The organism is Microvirga lupini, assembly GCF_014191055.1.
Taxonomy (GTDB): Bacteria; Pseudomonadota; Alphaproteobacteria; order Rhizobiales; family Beijerinckiaceae; genus Microvirga; species Microvirga lupini_A.
The window spans coordinates 63,712-80,121 of the sequence record NZ_JACHWB010000008.1; the positions used below are offsets into that span (position 1 = coordinate 63,712).

At 65.6% G+C, this 16,410-nt stretch carries 17 protein-coding genes and 1 tRNA gene; 11 read left to right on the top strand and 7 right to left on the bottom strand.

The genetic code is table 11. The annotated features are described in order from the left end of the window. The first annotated feature begins 146 nt into the window (after window positions 1-146). Entirely contained in the window at window positions 147-1,031 is an 885-nt protein-coding gene (locus FHR70_RS21015; protein ID WP_183453906.1) for an HpcH/HpaI aldolase/citrate lyase family protein, read from the top strand. A 3-nt stretch (window positions 1,032-1,034) separates the two neighbouring features. On the opposite strand, the gene FHR70_RS21020 is transcribed toward FHR70_RS21015, so the two are convergent. Genes FHR70_RS21020 through FHR70_RS21035 form a run of 4 tightly spaced genes read right to left on the bottom strand, consistent with a single transcriptional unit; the run spans window position 1,035 to window position 3,431 of the window. Further along, on the bottom strand, window positions 1,035-1,256 hold the full coding sequence (locus tag FHR70_RS21020) for a Trm112 family protein (protein ID WP_183453907.1): 222 nt from the start codon (window positions 1,254-1,256) through the stop codon (window positions 1,035-1,037). Window positions 1,257-1,266: 10 nt separating this feature from the next. Further along, window positions 1,267-1,938 carry an LON peptidase substrate-binding domain-containing protein gene (locus FHR70_RS21025; protein ID WP_183453909.1) on the bottom strand — a complete coding sequence of 224 codons (672 nt, stop codon included), beginning with the start codon at window positions 1,936-1,938 and terminating at the stop codon, window positions 1,267-1,269. A gap of 26 nt (window positions 1,939-1,964) precedes the next feature. Then, on the bottom strand, window positions 1,965-2,861 hold the full coding sequence (trxA, locus tag FHR70_RS21030) for a thioredoxin (RefSeq protein ID WP_183453911.1): 897 nt from the start codon (window positions 2,859-2,861) through the stop codon (window positions 1,965-1,967). Window positions 2,862-2,903: 42 nt separating this feature from the next. Continuing rightward, window positions 2,904-3,431, bottom strand: a complete 528-nt coding sequence (locus tag FHR70_RS21035; protein ID WP_183453913.1) for a prolyl-tRNA synthetase associated domain-containing protein — start codon at window positions 3,429-3,431, stop codon at window positions 2,904-2,906. A gap of 149 nt (window positions 3,432-3,580) precedes the next feature. On the opposite strand from FHR70_RS21035, the gene FHR70_RS21040 reads away from it, so the two are divergent. After that, window positions 3,581-3,655, top strand: a tRNA-Gly gene (locus FHR70_RS21040). A 149-nt stretch (window positions 3,656-3,804) separates the two neighbouring features. Further along, entirely contained in the window at window positions 3,805-6,201 is a 2,397-nt protein-coding gene (locus FHR70_RS21045; RefSeq protein WP_183453915.1) for a transketolase-like TK C-terminal-containing protein, read from the top strand. Between the two features lie 12 nt (window positions 6,202-6,213). Here FHR70_RS21045 and FHR70_RS21050 read toward each other — a convergent pair whose 3' ends face one another. Continuing rightward, window positions 6,214-6,840, bottom strand: coding sequence for a LysE family translocator (locus tag FHR70_RS21050; protein WP_183453917.1), 627 nt, complete (start codon window positions 6,838-6,840; stop codon window positions 6,214-6,216). 190 nt (window positions 6,841-7,030) lie between these two features. Here FHR70_RS21050 and FHR70_RS21055 point away from each other — a divergent pair, with 190 nt between their 5' ends. Beyond that, entirely contained in the window at window positions 7,031-8,812 is a 1,782-nt protein-coding gene (locus FHR70_RS21055; protein WP_183453919.1) for an ABC transporter ATP-binding protein, read from the top strand. A gap of 15 nt (window positions 8,813-8,827) precedes the next feature. Here FHR70_RS21055 and FHR70_RS21060 read toward each other — a convergent pair whose 3' ends face one another. Continuing rightward, complete coding sequence (locus FHR70_RS21060; protein ID WP_183453921.1) at window positions 8,828-9,550, bottom strand: fused DSP-PTPase phosphatase/NAD kinase-like protein; 723 nt, start codon at window positions 9,548-9,550, stop codon at window positions 8,828-8,830. 304 nt (window positions 9,551-9,854) lie between these two features. Between FHR70_RS21060 and FHR70_RS21065 the strand changes: the two genes are divergently transcribed. From FHR70_RS21065 to FHR70_RS21085, 5 genes are all read left to right on the top strand, one after another. After that, entirely contained in the window at window positions 9,855-10,136 is a 282-nt protein-coding gene (locus tag FHR70_RS21065) for an acyl carrier protein (RefSeq protein WP_009490841.1), read from the top strand. Window positions 10,137-10,264: 128 nt separating this feature from the next. Next, the gene (locus tag FHR70_RS21070) at window positions 10,265-10,726 is read left to right on the top strand and encodes a 3-hydroxyacyl-ACP dehydratase FabZ family protein (RefSeq protein ID WP_183453923.1); all 462 of its coding nucleotides are present in this window, start codon (window positions 10,265-10,267) and stop codon (window positions 10,724-10,726) included. After that, entirely contained in the window at window positions 10,726-11,844 is a 1,119-nt protein-coding gene (locus tag FHR70_RS21075) for a beta-ketoacyl-ACP synthase (protein WP_183453925.1), read from the top strand. The genes FHR70_RS21070 and FHR70_RS21075 overlap by 1 nt, the downstream gene beginning before the upstream one ends. A 10-nt stretch (window positions 11,845-11,854) precedes the next feature. Further along, on the top strand, window positions 11,855-13,135 hold the full coding sequence (locus FHR70_RS21080; protein ID WP_183453927.1) for a beta-ketoacyl-ACP synthase: 1,281 nt from the start codon (window positions 11,855-11,857) through the stop codon (window positions 13,133-13,135). 4 nt (window positions 13,136-13,139) lie between these two features. Continuing rightward, window positions 13,140-13,886, top strand: coding sequence for an SDR family NAD(P)-dependent oxidoreductase (locus FHR70_RS21085; protein WP_183453929.1), 747 nt, complete (start codon window positions 13,140-13,142; stop codon window positions 13,884-13,886). 147 nt (window positions 13,887-14,033) lie between these two features. Here FHR70_RS21085 and FHR70_RS24425 read toward each other — a convergent pair whose 3' ends face one another. Beyond that, window positions 14,034-14,156 (bottom strand): hypothetical protein, encoded by a 123-nt coding sequence (locus FHR70_RS24425; RefSeq protein ID WP_281381411.1) that lies wholly within the window; start codon window positions 14,154-14,156, stop codon window positions 14,034-14,036. A 6-nt stretch (window positions 14,157-14,162) separates the two neighbouring features. Between FHR70_RS24425 and FHR70_RS21090 the strand changes: the two genes are divergently transcribed. Together FHR70_RS21090 and FHR70_RS21095 are read left to right on the top strand one after the other, a co-directional pair. Next, the gene (locus FHR70_RS21090; protein WP_183453931.1) at window positions 14,163-15,185 is read left to right on the top strand and encodes a zinc-binding dehydrogenase; all 1,023 of its coding nucleotides are present in this window, start codon (window positions 14,163-14,165) and stop codon (window positions 15,183-15,185) included. A 134-nt stretch (window positions 15,186-15,319) separates the two neighbouring features. Beyond that, window positions 15,320-16,279 (top strand): lipid A biosynthesis lauroyl acyltransferase, encoded by a 960-nt coding sequence (locus FHR70_RS21095; RefSeq protein ID WP_343058859.1) that lies wholly within the window; start codon window positions 15,320-15,322, stop codon window positions 16,277-16,279. Window positions 16,280-16,410: the final 131 nt, after the last annotated feature.

A 16,410-nucleotide genomic window follows, 5' to 3' on the forward strand; every position in this document is an offset into this window, starting at 1 on the left:
AGCCTCCAGAGAGCACAGGAACCTCCTTCGAGACGCAGCCTCAAGGCTGCTCCTCAGGATCAGGGTGGAGCCAAACAGGCCGGGAATGACACTGTTCTTCGAATGGGACCACGATTAAAACCGATCCGCATCGTGAGGAAGATTCCATGACCACCATTCGCCCGCGCCGTTCCGCGCTCTACATGCCGGGCTCCCATGCACGCGCCATCGAGAAGGCCAAGACGCTCGCCGCCGACGTGGTGATCTTCGACCTCGAGGACGCGGTGGCGCCGGACGTGAAGGCTGAGGCGCGCGAGCGGGTCTGCACGGCGGTGCGGGCCGGCGGCTATGGGAAGCGGGAACTCGTCATTCGCATCAACGCTCTTGAGACGCCTTGGGGTGAGACGGATCTCGCGGCCGCCATTGCGGCGGCGCCCGATGCGATCCTCGTCCCGAAAGTGTCGTCCGCCGAGATGCTCGCGGCGGTAGGGTTGCGCCTGCGCCGCTTAAGCGCCGCGGAACGCACCCGCGTCTGGGCCATGATCGAGACGCCGCTGGCGATCCTCAATGCGGAGTCAATTGCGAGCGCGGCGCGGGACGTCGACACGCGGCTCGACTGCCTCGTCATGGGCACGAACGATCTCGCCAAGGACACCCGTGCCCGCCTGCTGCCCGGACGCGCCGCGATGCTGCCCTGGCTCATGACCGCGCTTGCCGCCGCCCGCGCTCATGGGATCGACATCCTCGACGGGGTCTATAACAGCCTGTCCGATGCGGACGGCTTCCGCGCCGAATGCGAGCAGGGCCGCGATGGCGGCTTCGACGGCAAGACGCTGATCCACCCGGATCAGATCGCCGCCGCGAACGAGATCTTCGCGCCGTCGGCTGAGGAGGTCGAGAGTGCGCGTGCCATCGTGGCGGCCTTCGAGCAGCCGGAGAATGCCGGCAAGGGGGCGATCAATCTGGGCGGCCGCATGGTCGAGCGGCTGCATGCCGAGATGGCCAAGCGCGTGCTGGCGCTGACGAACGCGATTGCGGGAAAAGCAACCTAAGCGTCAATCCCCCAGCGGCCGCGCCTCTTCCGGCAGCATGATCGGGATGCCGTCGCGGATCGGATAGGCGAGCTTGGCGCGGCGGCTGATCAGCTCCTGGCGGGCGGCGTCGTATTCCAGCGTTTCCTTGGTCAGCGGGCAGACGAGAAGCTCCAGGAGCTTGGGGTCGATCCGCGTCGCCTCCACAGGCTGGGGCGTGTCCGGTTGAGGCGTATCGGGTATCATGGGACCGTTCCTATTGCATAGTCGAATCGGAGCCGGCGCTGCTGCGGGCGAGCTCGATCTCGGTGAGGGCGATGAGCACTTCCGCGCGCGACTTGAGATCGGGCGCCTCCAGCAGCGCCTGCTTCTCGCGAATTCCGAAGGGGCTCATCATGCAGAGCGCATTCACGAGGGCCTCGTTGGGCGCTTCCTCGATGCCGCGCCAATCGACCTTCACATGCACGGCGTCGACGAAGTTCCGCAGGGCCTTCACCACGCCGGCACGGTTGACTTCCGTCTCGCCGGCGCGGGCCGTGAAGTCGGACGCGAAGGGCTCGAAACTCACGCGGCAGCGGCGGAAGAGATCGATCGGCGGCAGCTCCTCCTCGATGCGGAACCGCGCGATGCCGATCAGCGTGATGAGATAGCGCCCGTCGCCGGTCTCGGCGAATTGGGTGATGCGGCCGGCGCAGCCGACCCGGTAGAGCTTCGGCACCGTCGTGCCGGGATCGTTGTCCGCGTCGGGCTGCACCATGCCGATGATGCGGTCGGTCTTGAGCGCGTCGTCCACCATCGCGAGATAGCGCGGCTCAAAGATGTTGAGCGGCATCTGTCCGCGCGGGAGAAGCAGCGCGCCGGGAAGGGGAAAGACCGGAATGACCGACGGGCAATCCTCCGGCCCTCGGTATGCCGCGTTCATTCCCATTCCGATCTCCCCAAACTAAGGGCGCGTCAGGAGAACAGGAGCGAGGAAAGCCTCCGCCGCCCTGCCAGCGTCATCTCGTCCATCGGGCCCCAGGCCTCGAAGAACTGAACGAGCTGCTTGCGCGCGCCGTCCTCGTTCCAATTGCGGTCGCGCCGGACGATTTCAAGGAGGTGATCAACAGCTTCTCCGCGCCGCCCGCGGGCGTTCAGCCCGATGGCGAGATCGAAGCGCGCCTGATGATCCATGGGATCGCCCTCGACCCGGCGCTGCAGGTCCGCGAGGTCGCCGAGCGAGCCCGCCTGCTCGGCGAGTTCGATGGCGGCGCGGGCGCCGGCGATGGCCGGGTCATTGGCCTTCGCCTGAGGCGCCATGGCGAGGAAGCGCTTGGCGCCCTCCAGATCGCCCACCTCCACATGGAGCTTCACGAGGGCCGCGAGCGCCGTGAGGTTCTCCGGGTCCTGAGCGAGCACGGCCGAATAGAGCTCGGCCGCTCCTCCGATATCGCCTTCAGCCAGCAGGCGGTCGGCCTCGGCAAGGATCTCCTCTGCGGCGCTTGGGCCAAGCGGGCCGACGAGGCGTTCGATGAAGCCCTTGATCTGGCTTTCTGGCAGGGCGCCCATGAAACCGTCCACCGGCTGGCCGCGCTGAAAGGCGAAGACCGCGGGAATCGACTGCACGCCGAGCTGGCCGGCGATCTGCGGATGCTCGTCGATGTTCATCTTCACGAGCTTCACCTTGCCGCCGGCCGCCCGCACGGCCTTTTCCAGAACCGGCGTCAACTGCTTGCAGGGGCCGCACCAGGGCGCCCAGAAATCCACGAGCACCGGCTGCTGCATGGACTCGGTCAGAACGTCCTGGCGGAATGCCGCCGTGGTGGTGTCCTTCACCAGATCGTCGGAGGGGGCGGGGTTGTCGGAGAGCATGCGATCCTCGAATCGAGAGAAGAACCAGCTTTAGATGGGAGCTTAAGCGCTGTCTGGCAATTCCGCCGGTGGCTCCGGCAGGCGCAGGATCAGCGGATCATGTCCCGTGGCGCGCAGAAACGTCACCAGATCCTCCCGGGACACCCCGGTGGTCATGGAATTGATGAGCGGATGGAAGTTCACCCGCTCGTGTTCCATGAGGTTGGCATCGAGCACCATCGTGACCTTGCCGTCCGTATCGTTCACCACCGCGAAGGCCGTGACGGAACCGGGCTCCACCCCGAGCAAGGCACGCAGCTGCTCGGCGGAGCCGAAGGACAGACGGCCCGAGGCGCCGAGGACCTCGTGCATTCGCTTGAGGTCGATCGCCGTATCGTGCTTGGCGGAAATCAGGAAGAAGCGGCCCTTCTTGTCCTTGACGAACAGGTTCTTGGAATGGGCGCCCGGGATCCGCTCCTTGACGGATGCCGATTCAGCCACCGTGAACACGGGCTCATGCTCCACGGTCTCGGTCTTGATGCCGAGCGAGGACAGGCGATCCAGGAGTTCCTGCGGGGACAGATGGGCCAAGCTTGCAACCTCCGTGTCGGCTCGCCTTCTAGCGACCGGATGAAGCAGGCTCAAGGGTTAGCTCGAAAAGATCGGCATGCCCCTCTTGCAATGCGCGTCGTTTTGGGGCAAATCACGGGCCTCGCAACGATGCCACGGCATCGCGGAGCGCGGGTGTAGCTCAGGGGTAGAGCACAACCTTGCCAAGGTTGGGGTCGAGGGTTCGAATCCCTTCGCCCGCTCCAATTTCTCTCAGATACTGAGAGATTTACGAAGGCCCGCCATCAGGCGGGCTTTTCGTTTTTTCAGCCTCTCTTCAAGATCCTGTCCGAACCTGGGGCCTCGCTTCGGAAAACCATTGGGCGTATATCTCGGCAAAACCGGGAGGGACCCTATGGCTGACGCACGGCACCTGAGCATCTTGAAGGAACTCGAGCGCAAGGTGCTCTGGCTCTCCACCTGGACCATTCATAACGCCAATCATCTGCGTCCCAATGAGGACGGGATGAAGATCGGCGGGCACCAGGCTTCCTCCGCGTCCCTCTCGACCATCCTGGCGGCGCTCTACTTCTCGGTGCTGCGCCCCGAGGACCGGGTGGCGGTGAAGCCCCATGCCAGCCCGATCTACCACGCGATCCAGTATCTCTTCGGCCGACAGACCCGCGAGAAGCTGGAAAATTTCCGCGGCTACAAGGGTGCGCAATCCTATCCGTCCCGCACCAAGGACATCGACGACGTCGATTTCTCCACCGGCTCGGTAGGACTGGGCGTCGCCCAGACGCTGTTTGCCAGCCTCGTGCAGGATTACGTGAAGGCCCATGGCTGGGCGAAGGACAAGCCGGAAGGCCGCATGATCTCTCTAGTGGGTGATGCGGAGATGGATGAGGGCAACATCTTCGAGGCCCTGCTCGAGGGCTGGAAGCACGGCATCCGCAACACGTGGTGGATCATCGACTACAACCGCCAGAGCCTCGACGCGGTGATTCGCGAGGGCCTGTGGCAGCGCTTCGAGGCGCTCTTCCGCAATTTCGGCTGGGACGTGGTGGTGCTCAAGCACGGCTCCCTGATGCAGGAGGCCTTCAAGGAGCCCGGCGGCGACAAGCTTCGCGACTGGATCGATTCCTGTCCCAACCAGCTCTATTCCGCCCTGACCTATCAGGGCGGCGCCGCCTGGAGGAAGCGCCTGCTCGACGATCTCGGCGACCAGGGGCCGGTCACCCGCCTCATCGAGAAACGCTCAGACGAGGAGCTGGCCGAGCTCATGGCCAATCTCGGCGGTCACGACCTCCCGAGCCTGCTCGACGCCTTCGAGAAGGCGCGCCAGCATGATCGCCCGGTCTGCTTCCTCGCCTACACCATCAAGGGCTTCGGCCTGCCGCTCGCCGGCCACAAGGACAACCATTCCGGCATGCTGACGCCTTCCCAGATGGAGTCCTGGCAGAAGACGCAACGTGTGCGCCCCGGCCACGAATGGGACAAGTTCGAAGGGATGAAGACATCCCAGGCGGAGATCGAGCGCTTCCTGAGCGAGGTCCCTTTCATCCAGAAGGGCACCCGCCGTTATGCCGCGCCGCCCGTGCCGGTGCCCGAAAAGCTAGCCTTCCCGGCCAATCCGGCCATGTCGACCCAGCAGGGTTTCGGCCTCATCCTCAACGAGCTGGCGCGCGCGGACAGCCCGCTCGCCGCGCGGGTCGTCACCACGGCGCCGGACGTGACCGTCTCGACCAATCTCGGCGCCTGGGTGAACCGGCGTGGGCTCTATGCCCGCGAGAGCCTTGTCGATACCTTCAAGAAGGAGCGGATTCCCTCCACCTATAACTGGGAATTCTCGCCATCCGGCCAGCATATCGAGCTCGGCATCGCCGAGATGAACCTCTTTATCGTGCTCTCGGCCCTCGGCCTGTCTCATTCCCTCTTCGGCGAGCGGATCCTGCCCATCGGCACCCTCTACGACCCGTTCATCTATCGCGGGGCCGACGCCCTGAACTATGCCTGCTACCAGGATTCCCGCTTCATGATCGTCGCCACGCCCTCCGGCGTGACGTTGGCTCCGGAGGGAGGGGCGCACCAGTCCATCGGCACGCCGCTGGTCGGCATGGCGCAGGATGGGCTGGCCTCCTTCGAGCCCGCTTTCGTGGACGAACTCGCCGTGATCATGCGATGGGCCTTCGACTACATGCAGCGCGAAGGCGAAGGTGAGCCGAACGAGAGAACCTGGCTGCGCGACGAGACCGGCGGCTCGGTCTACTTGCGCCTGTCCACCCGCACCCTGGAGCAGCCGCAGCGCGAGATGACGCCGGAATTGGCCGACGACATCATGGCCGGCGCCTATTGGCTCCGGAAACCCGGCCCGAACGCTCAGGTGGTCGTGGCCTATACGGGCGCGGTGGCGCCGGAGGCGATTCAAGCGGTGGGGCTCATGGCCGAGGACCGGCGCGACGTTGGGCTGCTCGCCATCACGTCCGCCGACCGGCTCAATGCCGGCTGGACGGCGGCGCACCGCGCCCGCGAGCGCGGCCTTGTTCATGCCCGTTCCCATGTGGAGCGTCTGCTCGCCGACGTGCCGCCCCATTGCGGTCTGGTGACGGTGATCGACGGCCACCCGGCGACGCTCGCCTGGATGGGCTCGGTCATGGGCCATCGCACCCGCTCGCTAGGCGTGGAGCATTTCGGCCAGACCGGGACGGTCAAGGACCTCTACCGCCATTTCGGCATCGACGCCCAGGGCATCATCGCGGCCGCCGAGATGATCGCTCCCGGCCGCCCGATCCGGCATTTGAAGGCCGTGTGACCGGCTTCAGCCTTAGGTCTGCCCTGTGCGCAGGGCTACCGCTGCAACACCGGCGCCTATCAACAGGCTACCGCCGGTTCGGTTGATCACGCGCATGGTCCGGGGGCTCTGCACCATGCCGCGCGCCCGTGAAGCGATGAGCGCGTAGGTGAAGGCGTTCGCAACGGCCAGCGTCAGGAAGGTTGCCGCGAAGATGCCGACCTGGGGCAGGAGAGGCAGCCCAGGATCGATGAACTGGGGCAGGAACGCCACGAAGAAGGTCAGGCCCTTCGGGTTGAGCGCCGTCACGATCCAGGCATGGCCCAGCATCCTGAGAGATGAGGCCGCATCGGCGCGCGGCTTGGCATCGAGGGTGCCGCCGGCCCGCCAGAGCTTGATTCCCAGCCAGACGAGATAGGCGGCACCGCACCATTTGAGAATCGTGAACAGAGTGGCCGATGCGGCGAGCACGGCTCCGAGGCCGAGGAGCGACAGGGCCATGGCGGTGAAATCGCCGAGCGCCACTCCCACGGCCATGGGCAGAGCCGTGCGCCAGCCCTGGCCGAGGGCATAGGATACGACCAACAGGATCGTCGGCCCAGGAATGACCAGCAGGATAACGGAGGCCGCCGCGAAGGCGAGCCAAGTCTCGAATGTCATGATGGCCTCTTCCTCTCCTAAGATCCTGCCATACAGCCATGGGAAAGGATGGATTGTCGAGGGGCCGCAGCGCGCTGCCCGGAGAGCGGCAAAGCATCGCTGAGGCTCTGAAACTATTCCGAAAGATTTGCGGCCGAATGGTTCACATGCTAACCGCGGGCCTTACCAAATCAGGGGTTTCACAGAGTCCATGGCGTCCAAGAGCATCCTTCGGGGGGATACCCTTCCCTTGATCAGCCGTCTGTGGCGGGACTGGATGCGTCCGCATCGGAAGACGCTCGCCGTGGTGGTCCTGCTGGTCGCCCTGGTGTCCGGCTCGACCGGCCTCTACCCGGTCCTGATCAAGGCGGCATTCGACGCTTTCGACGTCAAGGATGCGCAGGCCATCATGCTGGCCCCGCTCTTCGTGATCGCCGTGACCTCCGTGAAGGGCTTTTCGCTGCTGGCGCTTACCGTTCTGACCAACAAGGTGGTGACCCGGATCGAGGCCGACATGCAGACGGCCCTCTATGGGCACATGATCGATGCCGATATCTCCCAGATCGATCGCGAGAGCCCGGCGGCCCTCACCCAGCGCTTCACCACGGACTTCTCCTTTATCCGGGAGGCGCTCACCCGCCTCTCTACGGTGTTTCTGCGCGAGTCGACGACCCTCATCGCCCTGATCGCCGCCATGCTCTGGATCGATCCGGTCCTGACCATCGTGGCGGCCGTGATCGCGCCCTTCTTCGCATACCCGGTCAGCAAGATCGGCCGGAAGCTGCGCCGGGTGGCCGCCTCGACCCAGGAGCAGACCGGCGTCATGGCGAGCCTCATCACCGAGAGCCTTGCCGGCACCCGCATCGCCAAGACCTATGGGCTCGAGGGCTATCTGAAGGCCAAGGCCGCCAGGACCTTCGACGACGTCCGCGGCCTCAAGATGAAGGCGGCCAATGCCCGCGGACGGATGGATCCGGTGCTCGAGACGGGCGGCGGCCTCGCCGTGGCGATCGTCCTGATGCTGATCGGTCAGCGCATTCTCTCGGGCGCCAGCTCCGTGGGCGATTTTACCGGCTTCGTCAGCGCCCTCGTCATGGCGGCGCATCCGGTCCGGGCGCTCGGCAACCTCAACGCTATCGTCCAGGAGGCCGCGGCCGCCCTGCAGCGCACCTTCGACGTGATGGATCAGGCGCCCCGGATCCAGGACAAGCCGGGCGTCGAGCCCCTGCGGCTGACCGGCGGCGAGATCCGGTTTGCGGACCTGTCCTTCTCCTATGATGGAGAGGCGGCGGCCCTCGACCATGTCGATCTGGTTGCCGAGGCCGGGCAGACGACGGCCCTGGTGGGCCGCTCCGGCTCGGGCAAGTCGACGCTCCTGTCCCTCGTGCCGCGCCTGTACGACGCGACGAGAGGCACCGTGCTGATCGACGGGCAGGACGTGCGCGACGTCTCCCTGGCGAGCCTGAGGCAGGCTGTCGCGGTGGTGAGCCAGGATGTGATCCTCTTCGACGATACGATCCGGGCAAACATCGCCTTCGGACGGCCCGGCGCCTCCGACGAGGAGATCGTGAACGCCGCCAAGGCGGCGGCGGCCCACGACTTCATCATCCGGATGCCGGAAGGCTACGACACGGTGGTCGGGCCGGGCGGCGGCCGCATGTCGGGCGGTGAGCGCCAGCGCATCTCGCTCGCCCGCGCCTTCCTGAAGGACGCGCCGATCCTGCTCCTCGACGAGGCGACGAGCGCCCTCGATTCCGAATCGGAGCGGCTGGTGCAGGATGCCATCCGCAAGCTCATGAAGGGCCGCACCACCCTGGTGATCGCCCACCGCCTCTCGACGGTCCGCAATGCGGAGAAGATCGTCGTGATGGAAAAGGGCCGGGTTGCGGAAACGGGTACGCACGAGGCTCTCATCGCCAAGGCGGGCGCCTATGCTCGCCTGCACCGCCTGCAGCTGTCCGACGACAGCGAGCCCAGCCTGGCAATGTCCTAAACAACCTCCTGCGGCCTATTCGCGCCGCAGGATCCTGTCGACGAGCAGATGGGACCAGAAGCCGGGGCGGAAATTGCGCTCCAGATCGTCCGCGTCGTACTGCGTCTCGATCCAGGTGAGGAACGGGATCCCCTTGGCTTCGCCCTCGCGGCGGTAGAGGTCGAAGAACGCGTCCAGGATGCCGGTCTTCGAGAACCGGAAATGGCCATAGCGCATGGACAATTGCTGCTGGGCCTCGTCGATGGACTTGCCCTCATAGACGATCAGGTAGAGAGCGGCCACGAAGCCGGCCCGGTCGGCCCCCGACTTGCAGTGCAGAACCGCCGGGTATTCGATCGTGTCGAAGAAATCCTTGGCACTGAGCAGGGTCTTGCGGTCCGGGGCGCCCCGGGAACGAACGACGAATTCGACCAGGTTGATGCCGAGGCGGTCGCACATGTCCTTCTGGAGCTGCCACGAGCCGTGCTCCCGGCCGCCGCGCAGGTTGACGATGGTCCGCACGCCTTCGGCCTTGAGCGCCGCGATCTGATGCGGAGCGGGTTGGGCGGAGCGCCACACTCGCTCGGTGACCCGGTGCTTGTTCAGGTAGAAGAGGCGAAAGACGCCATGATCGACCAGCAGCATGTTGGTCCAGGCCTGCAGACGGCCGAACGTACCCTCGATCGGCCTATTCCATCGGGCAATGCGGGCCATGCGTCGCGCGCGGCGGACGGCAGGTCGGCGGAACCTGTTGAGCACGTTGAATCAGCAATCCGTTAAAATGTAAGGTAATTCAGGTCGAGGTTCAGGGCGGTCCTTATCGACGATGAGTAAGGATTAATCAATCACCCGCTCCTCTGATCATCGCCGCGGGTGAAATTTCCCGAGCTTCACCTTCAGGGAGCCCACGGGAATGCAACCAATCGGTTGCCGCCCTGCGGCCTGTCGTGTAAGGGGTGCGTTTCGAAACAACCCTCCTTGGCGAAAAGAGCGGCTGGATACCGGGCTTCAGGGCTTCCCGGCGCTGTATCGTTGAGACCAATCACTTCAGGAGAGCGGCGTCATGTCGTCCACCTTCGAGACCGTCGCCGGCATCATTTCAGAGACCGCCGATATCCCGCGCGAGCAGATCACCCCCGAGAGCCACGCCATCGAGGATCTGGGCATCGACTCGCTCGCCTTCCTCGATATCGCGTTCGCGATCGACAAGGCCTTCGGGATCAAGCTTCCCCTGGAGCAGTGGACCCAGGAAGTGAACGAGGGCAAGGCTCCGGCCGAGGAGTACTTCGTCCTGAAGAACCTCGTGGCGCGCATCGACGCGCTGGTGGCCGCCAAGCAGGCTTAAAAGACAAGACAACTATCCCGGCGGGCCGGCCGATTGAAGCCGGTCCGAAGAGGCGATCCATCAAGCGCCCCGCCTCATGGATTCTCTTCCCATTGAACTTGCCGGGAGCAAGAGGGTAAGAGAGCCGGATGCGCCTCGAATATTTTGAAATGATCGACCGGGTGACGAGCCTCGACCGCGAGACCAAGCGGATCGAGGTGACCTCCGTGGTCCCGCAGGAAAGCCCGGTTTTCGAAGGGCATTTCCCCGGCCACCCTCTCGTGCCCGGCGTTCTCCTCACCGAAACCATGGCCCAGGCCTCCGGCTATCTCGTGCTGGGCCTCATGGGCTTCACCCACATGCCGTTCCTCATGGGAGTCGACAAGGCGCGCTTTCGCACCTTCGTCGGACCGGGTACGGTGCTCACCGTCACGGCGCAGCTGGAGCACGAAGGCTCGGGCTATGCGGTGACGAAGGCCAGGATCACGGCCGAGGGCAAACCGATCTGCGACGCGGAGCTGCGTTTCCGGATCATGCCCTTTCCTGACGGCATGGACGGTCTGATGCGCGCTCAAGCCAAGCGCATCGGCCTCCTGGAGGAGAGTGTCTGATGCGGGATGTCGTCATTACGGGAGTGGGCCTCGTCTCCTCGGCCGGAGAAGGCCTGGAGGCGCATCTGACGGCGCTTGCCGGCGGCGCTCCGAACACGGATGCGACCAGTTTCGAGCCTTTCCCGGTGCACCCGGCGGTAACCCTCGAATGGGACCGGCAGATCCCCAAAAAATCCGACCAGCGCCAGATGGAGCCGTGGCAGAAGCTCGGCTGCTATGCGGCTGGCCTCGCCCTCGACGCCGCCGGCGCCAAGGAGGATGCGGCCTTGAAGAGCCGCATGCAGCTCATCGTCTCGGCCGGCGGCGGCGAGCGCGATTACGCCGTCGACGGGCAGATCCTGACCGGATTGCGGAAGGCCGACAATCCCGGCGTCTTCCTCAACGAGCGCCTGATGGGCGACCTGCGCCCGACGCTGTTTCTCGCGCAGCTCTCGAACCTCTTGGCCGGCAACATCTCCATCGTCCATGGAGTCACGGGCGCCTCCCGCACCTTCATGGGCGAGGAATCGAGTGGCGTCGATGCCATCCGCATCGCCCGCGAGCGCATCGCCTCGGGCCAGGACGACATCTTCCTCGTCGGCGGCTCGTACAATGCCGAGCGCCCCGACGTGCTCCTCATCTACGAGATGGGCGGTTTCCTCTGGAAGAAGCCTTACGCGTCCGTCTGGGAGCGTTCCGCGGAGGGCGGCATGATCCTCGGATCGGGCGGCTGCTTCCTGGTGCTCGAATCCCGCGAGCACGCCGCCGCGCGCGGCGCAAAGCCCCTTGCGGTGATCGCGGGCGTCGCCTCCGACCGCAGCCGCCGTAAGCCGGGCAGCGTCGAGGGCGCGCTTCATGGCCTTTCGCAGCAGCTTGGAGCCAAGCCCGATCTGGTGCTGTCCGGCGCCACGGGCATCAAGGGCATCACGGACGAAGAGCAGGCCGCCCTCAAGGACATCGCGCCGGGCGCGGCCGTCCATGCAACCGGCGATCTCGTCGGCCACACCATGGAGGCCCAGGCGCCCATCGGCGTCGCCCTGGCCGCGGGCCTGATCGCGGGGGGCAAGGCCGGTGAAGTGCTCGTCACCTCCATCGGACATTGGCGCGGCGAAGGCGCCATCCGGCTCACCAAGGCTTGAGGAGAAGGCTATGGCGCTTCGCGACACGAAAGGCCGCCCGCTCGTTGCCGTCACCGGCATGGGCGTGGTCACGTCCCTCGGCCAGGGCAAGGACGACACCTGGGCCGCTCTGACGGCTGGCCAGTCCGGCATTCACCGCATCGAGCGCTTCCCCACCGAGGGCCTGCGCACCACGATTGCCGGCACCATCGACTCGGTCGATGTGGAGCCCTTCTGCGCCCCCATGCTGTCCGAACGGCTCGCCATGCTGGCGGCCGAGGAGGCGGTAGGGCAGTCGGGGCTGGCCTCCAGCGACTTCCCGGGTGCCCTCTTCATCGCCGTGCCGCCGGTCGAGATGGAATGGCCGCAGCGCGAAGCGCTCGCCAAGGCCTCGGGTCAGGAGGGTGATGTCACCTACAAGGACCTGCTGAAGGCAGCGGCCTCAGGCGAGTTCAAATCCTGGCACGACCTGTTCATCTTCGGCACGGTGGCCGACCGGGTCGCCGACCGCTTCGGCACCAGGGGCTCGCCGATCTCGCTCTCGACCGCCTGCTCGTCCGGCGCCACGGCGATCCAGCTCGGCGTCGAGGCGATCCGCCGGGGCGAGACGGATGCGGCTTTGTGCATCGGCACCGACGGCTCCGTGAATCCGGAATCGCTGATCCGCTTCTCCCTGCTGTCGGCGCTCTCGACCCAGAACGAGAACCCCGAGGGCGCGTCAAAGCCCTTCTCCAAGAACCGCGACGGCTTCGTCATGGGCGAGGGCGGAGCGGCCCTCGTGCTGGAGAACGCGGAATCCGCCAGGGCGCGCGGCGCCAAGATTCTCGGCTACGTGCTCGGCTGCGGCGAGAAAGGCGACGGCTTCCACCGCACCCGCTCCTCGCCGGACGGCATGCCGGCCATCACGGCGATCCGCGAAGCCCTGGCCGATGCGGGCCTCGCGCCGGATAACATCGACTATATCAACGCCCACGGCACCTCGACGCCGGAGAACGACAAGATGGAGGCCATGAGCTGCACCGCCGTGTTCGGCGAGCGCATGGCGAGCGTTCCGATCTCCTCCAACAAGTCGATGATCGGACACACGCTCACCGCCGCCGGCGCGGTCGAGGCGGTGATGTCGCTCATGACCATCGGCACCGGCCGCATCGCGCCGACGATCAACTATCAGGTGCCGGATCCGGCGATTCCCCTCGACGTGGTGCCCAACGTCGCCCGCGACGCCAGCGTGTCCTACGTGCTCTCCAATTCCTTCGGCTTCGGCGGCCAGAACACCTGCCTCGTCTTCGGGGCCGAGCCGAAAGGGGCTTGAGATCATGACACGGGTTCTGGTGACGGGCGGGGGCAAGGGCGTTGGCGCTGCCATCGTGCGGGCGCTCGTGGCCGCCGGCCACGACGTCGACTTCACCTACCGCTCATCCGGCGATGCCGCGAAAGCATTGGCCGACGATCTGATGCAGGCCAATCCCGCCCGCACCATCAAGGCCCATGAGGTCGATCTCGCCGACAAGGCCGCCCTCGAGGCCTTCTGCGAGATGCTGGAGGGCGATAGCTTCTTCGGGCTCATCCACAATGCCGGCCAGCCCTACGATGCGCTCGCCGCCATGATGCAGCAGGACAAGGCCGAAGCCGCCATGCAGGTGAACTTCTGGTCGCTCACCCGCATCGCCAAGGCGCTCATGCGCGGCATGATCCGCGCCAAGCAGGGCCGCATCGTCGCCATCGGGTCGGTGGCGGCGCTCCAGGGCAATCCCGGCAATGCGGCCTATGCGGCCTCGAAAGGCGCGCTGATCTCCTACTGCCGCACGCTCTCGGTCGAGACCGCCAAGCGCGGCGTCACCGTCAACGTGATCGCCCCGGGCTTCATCGATACGGACATGATGGCCCCTTACGCGGCCTATCGCGACAACATGGAAAAGCAGATCCCAGCCGGGCGGTTCGCCAAGCCGGAGGAGATTGCGGGCCTCGCGGCCTTCCTGATGAGCGAGCCCGCCGCCTACATCACCGGCGCGGTGCTGCCCATCGACGGCGGGCTGACGTCCATGCTGGGCGTGCATCGGTAAAAACAGTGTCTTCCCGGGGCTGCAGAGCAGAACCCGGGATCGCACGACGAGAATAGCGCCTTGCTCTGATGGCGATCCCGGATCGCCTGCGGCGTCCGGGATGACGCGCGATGTCGGCAGGAAACTTGCCATACGCTCTCGCGCCCTTTAAGCCGCCGCAAACAATTTCTCCGCGTCATGGCCGGGCTTGTCCCGGCCATCCACGTCTTCCAGCAAGGTTAAGACATGGGTCCCCAGAACAAGTCCGGGGATGACGATGAACAGGATCATTCTTTCATGCGCTCCCTCCAGCTCTTCGGCGACCGTGACCTTCGCATCACCGAGATCGACGCCCCGTCGCCGCCCGGTCCGGGCGAGGTGCAGGTGCGGGTCAAGGCGCTGGCGCTGAACTTCCTCGATGTCTGGGGCTTTCGCGGCATGGCGTTCGCCAAGCGAAAGATGCCCCAGGCCGTGGGCGTCGAGGCTTCGGGCGAGATCGCCGCGGTGGGCGAGGGCGTGACCCGGTTCAAGGCGGGCGACCCAGTCACCATGTACGGGGCCGAGACCTGCGGCCATTGTGCGGCCTGCCGCAAAGGCTGGGACAATCTGTGCGAGAATGTCGCCGGCATCATGGGCTTCCATATCGACGGCTTCGCCCGCGAGCTGATCAACCGGCCGGAGCGGCTCGTGATCCCGGTCCCCAAGGGCGTCAGCTTCGAGCAGGCGGCCTGCGCGCCCATCGGCTTCGGCACCGTGCAGCATATGCTGTTCGACAACGCCAAGCTCGAGCCCGGCGAGTCGATCCTGGTCCATGCGGGCGGGTCCGGCATCGGCACGGCGGCGATCAAGATGGCCAAGGCCATCGGCTGCACGGTCTATACGACCGTGGGCGACGACGAGAAGGGCGAGAAGGCGAAGGCCTTGGGCGCCGATCACGTGATCAACTACCGCACCGAGCGCTTCGAGGGCGAGGTGCGCAGGCTGACCAAGCGCAAGGGCGTCGACGTGGTGTTCGAGCATGTGGGCGCGGAAACCTGGAACGGCTCGCTCCTGTGCCTCAAGCGGGGCGGCCGTCTCGTCACCTGCGGGTCGACTTCGGGCGTGTCCGCCACCATGAACCTGATGCAGCTCTTCCAGCAGCAATACCGGATTTTTGGGTCCTTCGGCTGCCGGATCGAGAACATCAGCCAGTCCCTGGACAAGATGGCTCAGGGCATGACGCCGGTGATCGACGCCGTCTTCCCCCTCGACGAGTTCCAACAGGGGCTTGAGCGGCTCGAGGGCAGAAAGGTTTTCGGCAAGGTGATCGTGACGTTCTGACCCGCCATAAGGCCTTTAGAACAATTCGCCGCGACCCCAGATCTTGACGAAACGGGCTCCCCGCGAAAAAGACGCGGGGCCTTTTCTTTTCAGCCGGCCTTTAAGCCAGCTCCCCATCGCAGGACAGATACCACGTGCAGCAGCCCCACCGTCCCCGCAGCCTTGTCTCGCGCCTCACGGAGACGGTCATGGTCGGCGTCGTGCGCGGCGTCTTCGGCCTGGCGCGTGCCTTGGGTCCTGAGCGCTCCGGTGCCGTAGGCGCTGCGATCACCCGTACCTTCGGCCCCCTGCTCAAGGCACACAAGACGGCTCTGAACAACATCCGCGCCGTCTACCCGGAGAAACCGGAAGCCGAGATGAAGGCGCTGGCGCTCGCCGCCTGGGACAATCTCGGCCGAACAGGCGGTGAATATCCGCATCTCGGGCGCCTGTTCGATTTCGATCCCGACAGCGAGATCCCCGGCCGCACCGAGGTCGATGGGATCGATCACTTCCTTAAGCTTCGCGACGACGGCAAGCCGGGTCTGATCTTTTCGGCGCACCTCGCCAACTGGGAGCTGCCGGCCATCTGCGCCGCCCGCTTCGGGCTCGACACCACGGCGGTGTTCCGCGCGCCCAACGACCCGGCCATCGCCCGCGTGCTGCACGAGATCCGCAGCGAGACCATGGGCAATCTGGAAGCGGCCCGGCAGGGTGCGGCCTTTGCCATGCAGGGGGCGCTCGAGAAGGGTGGGCATCTCGGCATGCTCATCGACCAGCATTTCACCCGCGGGGTGATCGTCAACTTCATGGGCCGCCCGGCCCTGGTGAACCCGATCCTGGGAAAATTCGCACGCCGGTTCGACTGCCCGGTTCACGGAGTGAGGGTGATCCGTTTGCCGAACCATCGCTTCCGCCTCCAGCTCACGCCGCCTCTGGAACTGCCTCGCGATCCGGATGGCCAGATCAACGTGCAGGGCGCCATGCAGGCCATGACCTCGGTGGTGGAGGAATGGGTGAAGGAATATCCTGAGCAGTGGCTGTGGATGCATCGCCGCTGGCGGGTGCCTGCCAAAGCATCGGACCCAAAAGTGGAATCCACTTTTGGGATCTGATCCGATGCTCCGATCGTTGAAATGCGCATCGTCGTGCGCGACCCGAAGGGCCGCATCAGCGAATAACTGGATCCACTTTTTCGCACGATGCGCTGGCGCTCAAGGTAACGTGAGTTCACCTTGAGGCGGAA